The sequence below is a fragment of the Corynebacterium glucuronolyticum DSM 44120 genome (assembly GCF_030440595.1).
In the GTDB taxonomy this organism is placed as follows: Bacteria; Actinomycetota; Actinomycetes; order Mycobacteriales; family Mycobacteriaceae; genus Corynebacterium; species Corynebacterium glucuronolyticum.
The window spans coordinates 2088217-2103028 of record NZ_CP047452.1 but is presented as its reverse complement, the minus strand read 5'-3'; the positions used below and the strand labels follow the sequence as shown (position 1 = coordinate 2103028).

14 protein-coding genes are annotated in these 14812 nt (G+C 61.8%); 6 read left to right on the top strand and 8 right to left on the bottom strand.

Annotated features, from left to right (window positions below):
- From CGLUCO_RS09345 to CGLUCO_RS09330, 4 genes are all read left to right on the top strand, one after another.
- Positions 1–933 carry an AEC family transporter gene (locus CGLUCO_RS09345; protein ID WP_005395353.1) on the top strand — a complete coding sequence of 311 codons (933 nt, stop codon included), beginning with the start codon at positions 1–3 and terminating at the stop codon, positions 931–933.
- 116 nt (positions 934–1049) lie between these two features.
- Complete coding sequence (locus CGLUCO_RS09340; RefSeq protein WP_331252797.1) at positions 1050–1376, top strand: ArsR/SmtB family transcription factor; 327 nt, start codon at positions 1050–1052, stop codon at positions 1374–1376.
- The gene (gene arsB / locus CGLUCO_RS09335; RefSeq protein ID WP_084036760.1) at positions 1376–2482 is read left to right on the top strand and encodes an ACR3 family arsenite efflux transporter; all 1107 of its coding nucleotides are present in this window, start codon (positions 1376–1378) and stop codon (positions 2480–2482) included. Before CGLUCO_RS09340 ends, arsB begins: the two co-directional genes overlap by 1 nt.
- A gap of 25 nt (positions 2483–2507) precedes the next feature.
- A complete protein-coding gene (locus CGLUCO_RS09330; protein WP_232621999.1) occupies positions 2508–2924 on the top strand; it encodes an arsenate reductase/protein-tyrosine-phosphatase family protein in 417 nt (138 codons plus the stop codon).
- 49 nt (positions 2925–2973) lie between these two features.
- Here the strand turns inward: CGLUCO_RS09330 and brnQ are convergent, their stop codons facing one another.
- The 3 genes from brnQ to CGLUCO_RS09315 form a co-directional block, all read right to left on the bottom strand.
- Positions 2974–4389, bottom strand: a complete 1416-nt coding sequence (brnQ, locus tag CGLUCO_RS09325; RefSeq protein ID WP_084036762.1) for a branched-chain amino acid transport system II carrier protein — start codon at positions 4387–4389, stop codon at positions 2974–2976.
- Positions 4390–4592: 203 nt separating this feature from the next.
- Positions 4593–5714, bottom strand: a complete 1122-nt coding sequence (locus tag CGLUCO_RS09320) for a MalY/PatB family protein (RefSeq protein WP_084036764.1) — start codon at positions 5712–5714, stop codon at positions 4593–4595.
- A gap of 111 nt (positions 5715–5825) precedes the next feature.
- A complete protein-coding gene (locus tag CGLUCO_RS09315; RefSeq protein WP_084036766.1) occupies positions 5826–7670 on the bottom strand; it encodes an ABC transporter ATP-binding protein in 1845 nt (614 codons plus the stop codon).
- A 169-nt stretch (positions 7671–7839) separates the two neighbouring features.
- Here CGLUCO_RS09315 and CGLUCO_RS09310 point away from each other — a divergent pair, with 169 nt between their 5' ends.
- Positions 7840–8400: a hypothetical protein gene (locus CGLUCO_RS09310; RefSeq protein WP_231286067.1), complete on the top strand. Its 561-nt coding sequence runs from the start codon at positions 7840–7842 to the stop codon at positions 8398–8400.
- 82 nt (positions 8401–8482) lie between these two features.
- Here CGLUCO_RS09310 and crtI read toward each other — a convergent pair whose 3' ends face one another.
- The 3 genes from crtI to CGLUCO_RS09295 are packed head-to-tail and all read right to left on the bottom strand — an operon-like array spanning position 8483 to position 11199.
- Complete coding sequence (crtI, locus tag CGLUCO_RS09305) at positions 8483–10078, bottom strand: phytoene desaturase family protein (protein WP_005389262.1); 1596 nt, start codon at positions 10076–10078, stop codon at positions 8483–8485.
- Between the two features lie 24 nt (positions 10079–10102).
- Complete coding sequence (locus CGLUCO_RS09300) at positions 10103–10672, bottom strand: polyprenyl synthetase family protein (RefSeq protein WP_268753258.1); 570 nt, start codon at positions 10670–10672, stop codon at positions 10103–10105.
- A complete protein-coding gene (locus tag CGLUCO_RS09295; protein WP_260322400.1) occupies positions 10669–11199 on the bottom strand; it encodes a polyprenyl synthetase family protein in 531 nt (176 codons plus the stop codon). The genes CGLUCO_RS09300 and CGLUCO_RS09295 overlap by 4 nt, the downstream gene beginning before the upstream one ends.
- A 63-nt stretch (positions 11200–11262) precedes the next feature.
- Here CGLUCO_RS09295 and idi point away from each other — a divergent pair, with 63 nt between their 5' ends.
- Entirely contained in the window at positions 11263–11832 is a 570-nt protein-coding gene (gene idi / locus CGLUCO_RS09290; protein WP_005389264.1) for an isopentenyl-diphosphate Delta-isomerase, read from the top strand.
- A 51-nt stretch (positions 11833–11883) separates the two neighbouring features.
- Here the strand turns inward: idi and CGLUCO_RS09285 are convergent, their stop codons facing one another.
- On the bottom strand, positions 11884–13047 hold the full coding sequence (locus CGLUCO_RS09285; protein ID WP_070740044.1) for a phosphotransferase: 1164 nt from the start codon (positions 13045–13047) through the stop codon (positions 11884–11886).
- Positions 13044–14789: a maltose alpha-D-glucosyltransferase gene (gene treS / locus CGLUCO_RS09280; protein ID WP_084036768.1), complete on the bottom strand. Its 1746-nt coding sequence runs from the start codon at positions 14787–14789 to the stop codon at positions 13044–13046. The genes CGLUCO_RS09285 and treS overlap by 4 nt, the downstream gene beginning before the upstream one ends.
- Positions 14790–14812: the final 23 nt, after the last annotated feature.

Here is a 14812-nt window from a genome sequence, read left to right as displayed (position 1 = left end):
GTGGGAGACGTTATTCATGGTTTTACTGTCGTCGCGCTGATTATCGTCGCCGGATTCGCTGTCGCGCGGACCGGTGTCCTTGGGTCGCATGCGGAGAAGGTTCTCTCCGCCCTCGTCTTCAACGTGACCACCCCGGCGCTCATCATCACGCACACGGCGACGACGCGCCCTGCGGAGCTCTTCTCCCCACTGTTCTTCGTCATCGTCGCTGCGGAAATGGTGATGTTTGTCCTCGTTGCGGTGGGCTACCGGCTCGTCGGGCGGACCCGCTGGGACCGGGCGATCTTCGCGGGGATGAGCACGTCCTACGTCAATGCGGCGAACCTCGGCATCCCGTTTGCCGTCTATATTCTTTCCGACGCCCACCCCGCCGTCCTCGCCATCGTGTTTCAGACCTCACTGTATGCTCCCTTTGCGCTGCTGCTTGTCGACGCTTCCCGGGGCAGGCACGCCAGCGACACGCGCGCCCGCGGCCGCAACCGGTGGGCGCCACTGAAGAACCCCATCGTCATCGCTGCGGCTATCGGCATCGCGGTGAGTCTCACGGGCGTGACGATCCCCTCGATGATCTTTGATCCACTGCAGCTGTTATCCGATGCGGCTGTGGGGCTCGCACTCATCTTCTTCGGTGTTTCGCTCTCCTCCACGACGTTCCTGGAAAAGGGGGCGGTCTCCCGGCGGGAGGCGGCGGGACTCAGCGTGGCCAAGTCCATACTGCACCCGGTAGTGGGGGTGGGGATTGCTACGCTTGTGGGGCTGGATCCCGCCGGTGTCATCGCGGCGGGGCTCATGGGGGCGCTGCCCACCGCGCAAAACGTGTTCGTGTACTCCTCGCAGTACAACACCGCACCGCACCTTGCTCGGGATGTGTCCGTCATCACCACGCTGGCGGCGCTTCCTGTCATGCTCGTCATTGCGCTGGTTCTGGGGTAGGGGCAGTAGTCACCGCTCTGAAAAGTCGAGTGCCCCCACCCCGAACATGTATTGAAGGGATTCTATGTGAGTGCTAGCCTACGTATTGAAAAGTTTCGATATATAGGAGGTTGGCAGTGGCACCTGAAGAGCGCTATTCCCGCATCGCCGGCATGATAACAGCCCTCTCACAGCCCAAGCGGCTGCAGATTGTGGATATGTTGTCCTGCGGGGAACTGTGTGCGTGCGAAATATTGGAAGAGTTCCACATCACCCAGCCGACGCTGTCCTACGACATGAAAGTGCTGACGGAAGCCGGCATTGTGAAGGGGCGAAAAGACGGCAAAAACACCTACTACACGTTGTGGCGAGAAAACCTCACATGGCTGCTAGGAGAGCTCAATGCCGTGTGTTCTGACACCCCCGATTGCCTGTGTCATGTGGCCCACCGAGGTGACTGCTAATGGACTTCTTCCACAAATATCTCTCAGTGTGGGTTCTCCTCTGCATGCTTGCAGGTGTCGCCCTCGGTGCTCTCGTGCCTGCCGTCCCGGACGCTCTGGGGAGGCTGACTGTTTCAGGGATCTCCATCCCTATCGCCGTGCTCATCTGGATCATGATCTACCCCATGATGATCAAGGTGGACTTCGCCAGTGTCCGCACGGTAGGGAAGAATCCCGGTGGGCTCGTCCTCACGTGGGTGATCAACTGGTTGGTCAAGCCGTTCACGATGTATGCCATCACCGCCTTCTTCCTCTTTACTGTGTTTTCGGCAGTCATCCCTAAGGATCTCGCTACCGACTACCTTGCTGGCGCGGTTCTGCTTGGCGCCGCGCCGTGCACGGCCATGGTTTTTGTGTGGAGCAGCCTGGTCAAGGGGAATCCCGCGTACACGGTTGTTCAGGTTGCGACCAACGACCTCATCATCCTCGTGGCCTTCGTGCCCATCGTCACGTTCCTCCTCGGGGTAACAGACGTGCACGTGCCCTATACCGTCCTCATCCTCTCCGTGGTCCTGTTCGTCGTGATCCCGCTCGTGGCCGGCGTAGTTACCAGGCAGGTAGTCGTCCGGAAGAGGGGAGAAAAGTACCTGGCGGACACGTTCCTGCCGGCCTTCGACGGCGTGACCACCATTGGTTTGCTGGCCACCTTGGTCATCATCTTCAGCTCCCAAGCGGAGACGATTCTGGCGCACCCGGTTCATATCGCCCTCATCGCGGTCCCCCTCATCATTCAAACCGTCGTCATCTTCGGTCTTGCGTATGCGGGAGCCCGGGTCATAGCACTGCCGTTCGACATTGCTGCACCGGCGGGAATGATCGGGGCCTCGAACTTCTTTGAGCTTTCTGTAGCCGTCGCCGTTGCACTGTTTGGCGCGGGCAGCCCGGCAGCTCTGGCAACGACCGTGGGGGTACTCACCGAGGTGCCCGTCATGCTGGCTCTCGTGGCGTTTGCGAACAGAACCAAGGGCTGTTTTGCGACCGGGCAAAAGGTGAGGGGCACCTCCAGTGTGAGCAACACCTCCAGTGTGAGCAACACCTCCAGTGGGGGTGAGCCGCGTGGGAACTGAGCATGGTGTGAGAACTGTGCATGGCGTGGGAACGAGGCCACGCGTCGCGTTTATTTGCGTGCATAACTCGTGCCGGAGTCAGATCGCGGAGGCGTTCGCGCGGCTCCGCCTGGCTGATGTGTGCGATGCCTATTCTGCGGGGGTCGCCGCTTCCGGAAGCCTCAACCAGGACGCGGTGCGGCTCATGAAGCAGCTGTACGGCATCGATCTGACAAGGCAGAAGAGCAAGACGATCGAGGAGATCCCGAACCCGAACATTATTATCTCCATGGGATGTATGGACGGGTGCCCATACATTGGCAGGGGATACGACGAGGATTGGGGGATACCGGATCCGACAGGAACCGATGACGAGACCTTCGCCCGCACGATCCGGGTAATTGAAGGAAAGGTAGCTGCGCTGGGAGCACGCCTCAGACAGCACACAGCCCACCGAAAGTAATTGCGGTGGGCTGCCTGCCGTCAGTATAGGCGGGAGAAAAAGTCGGGGTTTACGCGGTAACCGCTGCCTCCACGGGTTCATCCTCGTGGACGGTGGCAACACCGACCTGGATGTCTTCCTTCTTACGGGTGGTGAAGTCCAGGATCAAGCCAACGATAGCGGCTGTCAGAACCGGGAGCCACCAGCCGAGGTCGTTGGAGTGACCCGGTGCCCAGCTGATGAGCGGCTCGATGACAGCAGAACCCCAACCGAGGGAATTCAGGCTCATGAGGCCGGCCCAAATGATGGCCACATACAGGGAGATGCGGTACGTCCAGAACAGCTTCCGGCCGAACAGGGGCTCCACCAGGGTGATGAGCACGAGGGTCATGGCCGCCGGGTAGAGGAAGCCGATGATCGGGGCGGCGACGGACAGCACGGCGGTCAGGCCCAGGGAGGAAATGCCCAGTGCGATGACGGAGAAGATGATCACCCACGCGTGGTAGGAGATGCCGGGGGCAATCTCGTTGAAGAACTCGGAGGTCGAGCCGATAAGGCCGACCGAGGTGGTCAAGCAAGCCAGGAAAACGATGGCGCCGAGAGCGTACATGCCGGGGGTGCCCATGATCTCATGTGCGGATGCGGCAAGCAGTGACGCGCCATCCTTGTAGGAGCGGCCATCAGCCAGGTTCTTGCCGATGATTCCCAGACCGATGTAGACGAGGGCCAGGAGAATGCCGGCACCGATGGCGGCGGCGGACACGGAGCGGACGAGGCGCGGGCCTTCGCCGACGCGCTTGTACCGCAGGGAAGTAACGACGAGAATGCCGAAGGCGAGGGCAGCCAGGGAATCCATGGTGGCGTAGCCCTGGATGAGGCCAGCGGACATCGGGGCAGCATAGTCCTCAGCTGGGGGCAGAGCCTGCGAGTCCAAACGGACGAAGCTCATGATGATCATGACGGCCAGCAGGAACAGCAGCGCCGGTGTCAGGAACTTACCCAGGTTGTCGATGATCGAGTTCGAGTTCCATGCCAGGGCGGCCGAAATGACGAAGAAAACGATGCAGTAAATGACCAGTGAGGCCTTGTTGTCCACGCCCGAGATCGGGACGAACCCGGAGCCGTAGCTCACGACGGCTGTACGGGGGACGGCGTACAAAGCGCCGATGGACAGGTACACAAGGATCGGGAAAACGATGCCGAATACCTTGCCGCCACGGTTGGACATGTCGGTGATGGAATCACCGGTCACGGCGACGGCGATGACGGAAATCACAGGAAGAAGCACACCGGCGAGAAGGAAGCCGATAATGGCGGGCGTGAAAGCCTCGCCTGCGTGTGCGCCGAGCATCGGCGGGAAAATAAGGTTACCGGCGCCGAAGTACATGGAAAACAGCATCATGGACGCCACGATGAGCGTTATGTAGTACTTTCCACCTCGGATCGTCGGTGTTGCTGCGTCGGCTGACGCATTCTTTGCAGTCATGGTAGGAACTCCAGTCCTCTCAAAAATCTCACTCTGACGGATTACCTACCGGCCCTGTGCCCTTTGTCAGATCGGGTCGATTCGGTAGTGGTTTGCCGTGGTTACCGCCTATGGGTGGGGCGGACTACGGCTCCCCATGTCCTTTATTTCACTGTATGGGACGGTATCCTACACAGTGGGAGGCAATTTGTGAAATTTTATCCCTAAAAGGTATTCCCAATTCTGCTTATCATTTCTGCTAGGGTTGACCGGTCGCACCCGAAATTGAGACGCGCAAACCCGTCATGAACTGCCCCGAACCCAGTGCATGCGTTGAGTCCGACGCGCGCTTTCTCGGCCAAAACCTGCTGTGGATTGTTGCGCAGCGCAAGGATCTCACATTGTGAGAAATCAAGCCACATGAGGTAGGTCGCATCCGGATGTGACATGCCGATTCCGGGCAGAACCTCGGGCAGGTGGGTGAGGAGATAGTCTCGGTTTTCCACGAGGTACGCGATTTCGTCATCGAGGAACGAGGATGTGTCGGTGTAGCAGGTCACGGCCGCAACGTTCCCGAGAATCGATGGTGGGGGCACGGCGCTTGGGTTGAGTTTCCCCCACGCGTCATTGTCGTGGTTGTTGGTGAGGATGATCTGGGCGGAGCGCAGGCCAGCGACGTTCCACCCCTTGGACGTGGACATGAACGTGATTGTGCGCTCAGAGGCGACATCGGACACGCTGGCGGTGGGGCGGTGATGGTGGCCAGGGTAGACCAGAGGCGCGTGAATTTCGTCGGAAAGCACGCGCACGTCGTACCGGTCCGCGAGTTCCGCCAGATGGATGAGGTAATCCCGCTCGTGGACAACCCCCAACGGATTGTGTGGGGAACAGAGAATGAACGCTGCGGGGTGGTGGTCCTGGAATGCCTCCTCCACTGCGTCGAGGGACAACCCGTCAATGGTGACAACCTCTCGCCCTGCTGATTGGCAAGCGAAGAAGAACGGCGGGTAGCTCGGTGTGGGGATCACGACGGGGCCTGCGGGAACGATGTAGCGGAGCGCTGCGATGAGCGCCTGCATGACGTCGGTTGCCAGATGGATGCGGGAGGGATCGACGTGCCACCCGTAGCGGGCTTGGCAGAACTGGCTGAGCGCCTCTGCTACCTCGTTTCCCGCCGGGGGATAGCCGAATTGTTCCTCGTCAATGGCCTGGTGGAGAGCCTGGGTGATGCAGGGGTTGGTGGCAAAATCTGATTCGGCGATCCACAGTGGCAGCACATCTGGCTCGAAGGCTGTCCACTTCATCGTCCGGCGGCGGCGGAGCGTGTTGAGGTCTGGGCATTTCATACTTTTGATTGTATTCCTCTGCCGTGCTCATGGAACCTGGCTCACTGTGTTTGCGGTGCCTGGGGTGCCTGCGGTGTCTACTGTGTCTGCTGAGCCTTGCCCACAGAGCGATTAGTTGATGAGGCCGAATTCTTTCAGGCGCTTGCGGCTCTCCTCCGTTGCCGTGGAGGTGAGGGCGAGGAGCTGGGAGTAAATACCACCGGAGGCCGCCAGCTCCGCCGGTGCGCCGATCTCGTCCACGCGTCCCTTATCCATCGTGACGATCGTGTCCACGGTCGCAATCGTGGACAAACGGTGGGCGATGATGAGCGTCGAACGGTTGCGCATCAGCGCCTCCAACCCGGCCTGAACCTGCTGCTCCGCCTTGGTATCTAGGGCACTTGTCGCCTCATCAAGAACGAGGATGGGAGCATCCTTCAGCATCGCGCGGGCGATAGCCACGCGCTGCTTCTGGCCACCGGACAGGCGAAGACCACGTTCGCCGATGACAGTGTCATAGCCGTCGGGGAAAGCCTCGATGAAGTCGTGGGCGTACGCGGCCTTGGCAGCGGCGATAATTTCCTCGTCCGTGGCACCGGGCTTGCCGTAGGCAATGTTCTCGCGCACCGTGCCGGAAAACAGCGAAGAATCCTGGAACACCACGCCGACGGATGCCCGCAGATCCTCTGCCTGAACATCGGTGACATCGTGCCCGTTGATGGTAAGTCGGCCGTCGGTCGGCCTATACAGGCCGAGGATGAGATTGACCAGCGTCGACTTGCCGCCGCCGGATTCGCCAACGAGTGCAACTTTTTCACCCGGGTGGACAGCAAAGCTGATGTTGTGGATGACCTCGTCGCCCTCGTCGTAGCTGAAGCTCACGTCGTCGAAAGTGATGGCGGTCGATCCGGCCGCTGCCAGGGGCGTGGCGTGCTGGGGCTGCGCCTCGAGCGTGTGGGAGGAACCCGTCGCATCGACGACGATCTCGTTGGCCGTCGGCTCGGGGGACACCTCCATCACCTCGAAGTAATCCTTGGAGCCCGCGATCGCCCGCTGCGTCGTGTCTACGAGGTAGCTCATCATCATGACCGGTTGACGCGCCATGGTGACCAGCTGGATAAGCATGACCATGTCACCGAGGCTGAAATAGCCGTGGAGAGTGCGGTAGAAGAGCACGCCGTAGATGAACAAGAAGATGAGGTCCATCGCCGCGCCGCGTGCGACATCCATGAGGTGCCAATAGCGGGACTGCTCGCGGGTATGCGTCACCGTCTTGCCGTAGCGACGGGAGAAGCCGACGAGCTCAGCCACCTCCGTGACGAAGGACTTCACCACCTTGACCTGGCTGATGACCTCGGCAAAACGCCCGCCTGCGAGGTCAATTTCCCTGTTCTTCGCTGCCTCGATGCGCTGCCATTTCTTGCTCGTCAGCGCCGTCAGCCACATGTAAATGGGGAAAATGATGGCCAGCAGGACCGCAAGCGGCCAGTAATACACCGCCGTGATGATGAGGACAGCCGCCACCGTGAGCAGCATCGGGAAAAAGTTGTTGGAAAAAGCCTGCAGGAACTGCGTGATAGAGGTGATGGACCGGTCGAGCCGGGCGATGATCGTGCCGGTCACCTGGGAATCAAAGTAGCGCTGTGGCAGGGACAACAGCTGCGCGTAATAACGCGTGGAGAGGATCTGTCGCATCCGCGCGGCCATGACATCGCCGATATAGCCGCCGATGTTGCGCACGCCGGTGTTGAGAAGTCCGACGACGAGGATTGCCACGGTCAGCCAGATGATCCGCGTGTTCGCGTCACCCAGTGGCTGCTCGCCGGAAACGACGGAGACGATGGTGTCAGTCGCGTCGCGCATGATGAACGGGTTAATCAGGCCGAGCGCCGCGGTGACAAGGGAGGCGAGGATCACTCCCACATAGAAGGGCCACAGGGCTGTGACATTTCTAATAATTCGTAGGATGCTACGCACACATACTCCTTCTACCCGCTGTCCCCGGGCCCGGGGATTATTGCCATATCACCAAACACGCACCCTACCTCACATATTCCCACGACGTGGGGTCGGTAGAATAAGCTAAAGTGCACGTGCTCAGTTCTGGTACGTGTGGACCAAGGATTTCAAGGATGGACGTTTCGTGATGAATCTTCGCCGACCGATCGCCTCTGTGGTAGCTGTTACTGTGTCTGCTGCGCTGGTTCTAGCTGGTTGCTCCGACGAGAAACACGACGGGAACAGTGCCCAAGAATCGTCGGTTAGTGAGAAGGTGTCCACCTCGACTGAGGCTGCCCCGTCGTTCACTCCCAAGGATGTCGCGCCTAAGACGGTGGAAAAGTTTTCCGAACCGGTCGTCGACGAGGGCCTCGGGTTGACCTACAAGCTCGTCAGCGTTGCCGCGGGTAACTTCGGTGGCACCACCGTCGTTGTCACGGTGGAAAACAACAACGAGCAACCGTTCCCGCCGAGCGCGCTGAAGGCCACGTACAAATTTGAGGACTACGACGGCAACAAGGAGCTTTCGGAGGGGGAACCGCTCACGATTTCCGATCCGGACTACATCGTGGGTCTCGACGTGCCCCTCGGAGTGGGGGCGAAGGCGAACCTGAACTTCCCCTACGCTGTGTCCCCCAGCACCGCCTACGATGCGGAGTTCACCATCGGTAACGTGACGTTCAAGGGGAATCTCACCGCCGCCAACTAGGAGCGCACGGTTTTTCGATGCCTCCGCGCACCCTCTTCTCGTCCCCCACGGTCTGCACCGGTGGGGGTTTTTCTTTGCCCCCTTACGCGTAGGGCAGGGGACCGGATGTGGAATCTCCGCGCAGGCGCTTGAGCACATTCTCGGCAGAAATGAGGCACAGTGGAACACCGACACCGGGAACCGTCGTTCCACCCGCAAAGTACAGGCCGGCGACTTTGGACGAGGCGTTGGAGCCACGGAGGAATGCGGACTGCCACAGCGTGTGCGCCAAGCCAATGGAGGAGGCCTGCCACGAGTTATAGCGCTGGGCGAAATCCGCCGGTCCGATGGTAAACCGCTTTTCCACCTTGGTCTTCAACGCCGGGGCATCCGCGCGCCGGGCGACGACGTCGATCACCTCATCCACGATGTCCTCCACCCGTGGGCTGGGCGCATCATTGTAGGCGGAGCCCCGGCCGATGTGCGGATCAGCGACCGTCGGGATGAGGATGAAGATGTTGGAATGCCCCTCCGGGGCCAGCGTCGGATCGGTGGCGCTGGCCTTGCACACGTAGACGCTGCGCGAAAACTCCTGTCCCGGACGCTTGCCGGAGATAGCAGCAAAGTCGGGCGACCAATCGTCGGAAAGCGAAAGAGTGTGGTGAGCAAGCGTCGGCAGCGGATCGGCGACGCCGAGGAGCGCGACGATCGAACTGATCCCCGGGTCCTTCCGCGACCAGGAGCGGACCGAGCGCAACCGGCGGGGGAGGAGAGACGTCTCCGTGTGGTGGAGATCTGCGGTGGAAACAACGATCGCCGCCGGGATCGTCTCCTCTGTGCCGTCGTGGGTCACCCGAACACCCGTGACCGTTGCGTCCTCCGTGAGGATGCGGGTGACGGTACAGCCGGTGCGCAGCGTCGCGCCGCTAGCGGTGGCGAGCTCCGCCATCTTCCTGATGAGCTGATAGTAGCCACCCTGGGGGTAAGCCACGCCGGCGATGAGGTCGGTGTGACTGAGGAGCTTGTACATGCTCGGCGCGCGGTCGGGTCGCGTGGCCACAAAGACGGCGGGGTACTCCAGCAGCATCCGCAGAATCGGGTTGTTGAATTGGGACTCCACATCGTCCTTCAGGCTGCGGGTGAGCAGCCGGATGAGAAGCGGAATGCGGGTAAGGATCTCCCTGTCCAGGAATGGCTTGATGGAGGTGAACGTGGTGTAGAGGAACGTGGTGAGCGCCACCCGGTAGGTGAGGCTCGCCTCCTCCAGGTAGGCGCGGAGCTTTTCGCCCGCGCCGCGCTCCACCGACTCAGCAAGAGCAACCACATTCTCCATGCCCGTGCGCACGTCGACGGTGGGGAAACTGTCGGTGACCACGCGGTACGCGGGGTCGAGGCGATGGAGGTCGAGCTCCGCCTCCGTTGATGTGCCCATGAGCGAAAAGTAATGGTCGTAGGCCTCCGGCATGAGCCACCAGCTGGGGCCCGTATCCCACCGGTAATCGCCGCTGGTGAAGGTGCCGACGCGCCCGCCCAACCCAGTGAGCTTTTCCACGAGCGTCACCGAATAACCCGCGCGAGCACACAGACCCGCTGTGGCGAGGCCGGTTACCCCACCACCAATGACGACGATAGGGGCGGATGTGGCGGAGACGGGGGCGGGCACGGTAGATTCCTTTTCTCTCGGGTGCGGGGTGAGCATCGGCAGGATTCGCTGCGGGTCTTACTAATTCACATAATCGGGGTGGAGGAGCGCGCGGAAGCGCGAGCACAGGTACAAGAAGGTTGCTGTGGCTGGTGCGGAGAACACGTGACCGGCAGTGGCCTTGTCTGTCGCTGCGGCGAGGTGGCTCTCGCCGATGGAACGGGCCTCGTCCACGATCCCTGAATCGGCGAGGAGCGTGCGTGCCTCATCTAAGCGCATCGAGCTGAGCGCCAGGTGGATTTTCGGCCACGCGGGATAGTTTTCGGCGAGCACCATGAGCGGGGTGGTGCGGTGGTTGCGGATATCGCCCACGAATCCGTTGCCGGTGAGGGCGCGAAGATCGTTCGCCATCCGGAAAGCGGCCCCCAGGTGGCGGGCGACCACCCGGAGCGTGTCACACACCGCCACCGGCCTGCCGGCGATGAGCGCCCCACAGACGAGCGGGGCCTCGAAGCTATAAGGAGAGGTTTTGAGCAGTGCCGCGTTGTCCACCTGGCGTGGGGTGGGGTCGTGGCCGGGGAGAGAATGCTCGACGTCCATGAATTCACCGATGATCGCGTCGTCCACAGCGGTGGTGAGCTCGGCAATCACCCGGCGTGTCTTTCCGGATCCATATCCGCCTTGGCCACCAGGGACGTCGCAGCGTTGAGGGAACTCATCCCGATGAGGACGGCGATGGAGTTGCCATAGTGCGCCGCCGCGTGCGTGCCGATGGTGGGGGAGGCGATGCCGGCGGCGGTGGCGTGAATGGTCTTCAGCCCGCGACGGCTGTGATCGGCATCGATGACATCGTCGATGATGCACAGTCCCGTATGGACGAGGTCGAAGGCCGCACCAACAAGCGCATCCGGTTCGTAGACGGCATCCGCGTCTCCGCCTCCGTCTCCGCCGTTGCCGTCGTCGGCGTTGGTCGGTCGATCGGCTCCCAAGTGAACGAGCAGGGAGCGCAGGTGCGTTCCCGTCGTGGCGATCTCCGCCGTGCGTCCGCCGTAGTCAGCGTTGTCTGAGTTGAACTCGTCCAGACGAACGGAAAACGCCGCCGCCTCACGGGCGACGATCTGGGCGGAGGCGTGTGTTCTGGCGCGGAAAATCGGGTGCGCTTCAAGCGGGGCGGGCATAGTGCCATTGTCCCACAGCACCAGGTGATTTCGTGGGAGCACCGGCCAAGTACCCTTAGGGGCATGACAACTCCTCGTACCGAACCAGAGCTGGTCGTGCTCCTCGATGCGTCCAAGGCCCCGTGTGGCGTTGCCGATAAGGCCACCGTCCACACCGACAAGACTCCGCTGCATCTCGCATTCAGCTGCTACGTCGTTGATTCTGCGGGGCGCGTCCTCGTCAGCCGGCGGGCGCTGAGCAAGCTCACCTTCCCCGGTGTGTGGACGAACTCCATGTGCGGGCACCCCGGTCCGGGGGAGACACCGGAAGAAGCGCTCGTGCGGCGGGGCGCGGAGGAGCTCGGCATGCGGCGGGAGGACTTCGTCTCCATCGAGTGTGTGCTCCCTACCTTCGAGTACCGGGCGACCGATTCCAACGGGGTAGTGGAGTGGGAGGTCTGCCCGGTGTTCGTCGCGCAGGTGGCGCCGGACGCGCACGTGGAGGTCGTCCCCGACGAGGTCGATGCCTTCACGTGGGTTCCTGCGGAACAGCTCATCGCCGGGGTGCAGGCCACCCCGTTCGCGTTCAGCTCGTGGATCGGCGCGCAGCTCTCGCACGACGAGCTCCGCGCGGCACTTGTTCGCCGGGTGTAGGCGGGATGACGAAACGGGGTGAGGCCGGAACGAAATCAGGCAGGGGCGAGATCAGGCAAGGATCCGCGCGAGGGCGGTTTCCGGCACGCTGATCATCTCCGGCCGGTTCTCCCTCTCGTACACGACCTCGTAGGCGCACTTATCCGCGATGTACGCGCGGAGGACATCGGCATCCACGTCACCGTAGCTGCCCAGCAGCTCGGCTGCTTTCTCCTCGGTCCAGCCGTCGTCCTTCCCACTGGCGGCTGCAGCGTAGCCGAAGGAGCGGATCATCCCCGCCAGGTCGCGCAGCGGTGAGTCGAGACGCCGGCGCTCCTCAAGGCTGGCTGCGGGCTCCCCCTCAAAATCGATGAGCACCCAGGTGCCATCGGCAGTCAGCGTCTGCCCCAGGTGGAGGTCGCCGTGAATGCGCTGGGTGGGTATGGTCCGGTCGGCGACACTGCGGTAGAGGGCACGGAGATCGTCCTCGTAGCGGGACAACTGCGGTGCACGGGCGAGGAGGCCGTCGAGGCGGGCATCGAGGTTGCGTGCGAGCTCGCCGGGGGCGAGGGTGCCCGTGCCGCACGTCGCGGCCAGCTGGGTGTGCACGTCGCGGATCGCGGCGCCGAGGGGTGCTGCGTCGAGGTCATCGGGGTGGGCGGTGACGAAATCGTAGCCGTCCTCGCCGGGCACAACGTCTTGCACCATGGCGGTGACGTATTCCGTCCCCTCAAGCTCAACGGTGGTCCAGCCGCGCAGGGGAGCGATGTGGGTGCACCCTGCTTCGGTCAGCGCTTCCAGGAGCTCGATATCGGGGTTGGGGCTCGGGGTGAGGCGCCGGAAGTATTTGACGATGACCCGGTCGTTGTAGATCCACGAGGTGTTGGATTGCTCACCCACCGGCCGCACGGATTCCACCGGTGGCATCGCCGGGTCGGTGAGCTTGTGCAGCACACCCGACCCCGCCGCATACCCGTTGGACAGCTGTTTTCCCGCCGCGAACGCGGTGTCCTCCTGCCCGAGGATGTCGTTTCCCTGCTTGTCGACGACCAGTTGGTACAGGTCACTGCCCTGCTCACGGTGGATGCGTGCGAAGGTGAGCGTACCCGGGGCATCCTTGCCCTTGATGAGCTCAGGGCGGGCGAGGGGTGCCTCGCCGAGGATCTCCACGCCCGTGATGGGTTCGGACTTGGTGGCGAAGAAACGTGCAGTGGTCAGTGTGTCTGTATTAATCATGAAATATCAAACCAGAAGAATCCGTAGGGGGGCAGGGTGAGCGTCCAGGAGTCCGTCAGAGGCGGGAACTCTTCCCCGCCGGTGAGCTCCCGGGCACTGCCACCGGCGAACTCGGACAGATCTAACCGGGCGGGCTGCGGGCGGGAGCTCAAGTTGTTGACGCACAGTATCGTCTCGTCCTCGTGGGTGAGCACAAAACTGAACACTGTTACATTGTCGCACGGCAGTTCCTTAAATTCACCCTTGCCAAAGGCATCGTACTGCTTGCGGATGTGGATCAGGGAGCGCGTCCAGTTGAGGAGGGACGACTCGCGGCGGCGCTGCGTCTCCACGTTGATGGCACCGTAGCCGAACTCAGCATTCATGATCGCGGGAGCGTACAACTTCTCCGGGTCGGCGGAGGAGAAGCCGCCGTTCCTGTCCGGTGACCATTGCATGGGGGTGCGCACGCCATCGCGGTCACCGAGCCAAATATTGTCGCCCATGCCGATCTCGTCGCCGTAGTACAAGACGGGGGACCCTGGCAGGGAAAGCAGCAGCGCGGTGAATAGCTCCAGCTGGTTTCGGTCGCCTTCCAGCAGCGGGGCGAGGCGACGCCGGATACCCACGTTGGACTTCATCCGGGGGTCGTAGGCGAACTGCTGGTACATGTACGCCCGCTCGTCCTCAGACACCATTTCCAAGGTGAGCTCGTCGTGGTTGCGCAGGAAGATGCCCCACTGTGCGGAATCCGGGATGACCGGGGTAGAACGCAGGATGGAGGAGATCGGGTCACGTGATTGCATCCGGGAAGCCATGAAAATGCGCGGCATGACGGGGAAGTGGAAACACATGTGGCACTCGTCGCCGACGGTTGGTTCGCCGAAGTACTCGACGACGTCAACGGGCCACTGGTTGGCCTCTGCCAAGAGGATGCGACCCGGGTACTCCTCGTCGATCATCGCCCGGCAACGCTTCAGGAAGGCATGCGTCTCGGGGAGGTTTTCGCAGTTCGTGCCTTCCCGCTCGAAGAGGTAAGGCACGGCATCGAGGCGGAAGCCGTCGAGTCCCAGGTCAAGCCAGAAACGCATGGCATCGAGGATGGCCTCCTGGACCTTGGGATTGTCGTAGTTGAGATCCGGCTGGTGGTGGAAGAAGCGATGCCAATAATACTGTCCCCGCTTTTCGTTGTAGGTCCAGTTTGAGGTCTCCGTATCCACGAAGATGATGCGTGCATCGGAGTACGCATCGTCGGTGTCACTCCAGACATAGAAGTCGCCGTAGGGGCCGTCCGGATCCTCGACGGACTGGGTGAACCAGGGGTGCTCGTCGCTCGTGTGGTTGACCACCATGTCGGTGATGACGCGCAGCCCGAGCTTGTGGGCCCCGTCGACAAGCGCGACAAAGTCATCGACGGTGCCAAATACCGGCAGGATCCTCCGGAAGTCGCGGATGTCGTAGCCGCCGTCGCTCAGGGGGGAATCATAAAACGGCGGCAGCCAAATGCAGTCGACGCCGAGCCACTTAATGTACTCGAGCTTTTCTGTGAGTCCCTTAAGATCGCCGGTGCCGTCGCCGTTGGAGTCGTAAAAGGCGCGAACGAGTACTTCGTAGAATACGGCGCTCTTGTACCACTCGGGATCGGATTTTTCCCACGGCAGGTCGCCCGGGGCGGGGGAGGCCTGCGGGAAATTGCGGGCACTGGTTTCTTTTACCAGGCCGTCGGGGGTGAGAGCGTAGTCGGCGTTATCTTTGTCAGCCATATCTCCACACTAAAGCAAATAGT

What these genes read in the sequence shown, in the direction of transcription:
- treS (WP_084036768.1), bottom strand. Translation starts at nt 14,789, where the DNA reads ATGGCTGACAAAGATAACGCCGACTACGCTCTCACCCCCGACGGCCTG.
- arsB (WP_084036760.1), top strand. Translation starts at nt 1,376, where the DNA reads ATGGACTTCTTCCACAAATATCTCTCAGTGTGGGTTCTCCTCTGCATG.
- crtI (WP_005389262.1), bottom strand. Translation starts at nt 10,078, where the DNA reads ATGCTCACCCCGCACCCGAGAGAAAAGGAATCTACCGTGCCCGCCCCC.
- brnQ (WP_084036762.1), bottom strand. Translation starts at nt 4,389, where the DNA reads ATGACTGCAAAGAATGCGTCAGCCGACGCAGCAACACCGACGATCCGA.
- CGLUCO_RS09295 (WP_260322400.1), bottom strand. Translation starts at nt 11,199, where the DNA reads ATGCCCGCCCCGCTTGAAGCGCACCCGATTTTCCGCGCCAGAACACAC.
- CGLUCO_RS09320 (WP_084036764.1), bottom strand. Translation starts at nt 5,714, where the DNA reads ATGAAATGCCCAGACCTCAACACGCTCCGCCGCCGCCGGACGATGAAG.
- idi (WP_005389264.1), top strand. Translation starts at nt 11,263, where the DNA reads ATGACAACTCCTCGTACCGAACCAGAGCTGGTCGTGCTCCTCGATGCG.
- CGLUCO_RS09310 (WP_231286067.1), top strand. Translation starts at nt 7,840, where the DNA reads ATGAATCTTCGCCGACCGATCGCCTCTGTGGTAGCTGTTACTGTGTCT.
- CGLUCO_RS09285 (WP_070740044.1), bottom strand. Translation starts at nt 13,047, where the DNA reads ATGATTAATACAGACACACTGACCACTGCACGTTTCTTCGCCACCAAG.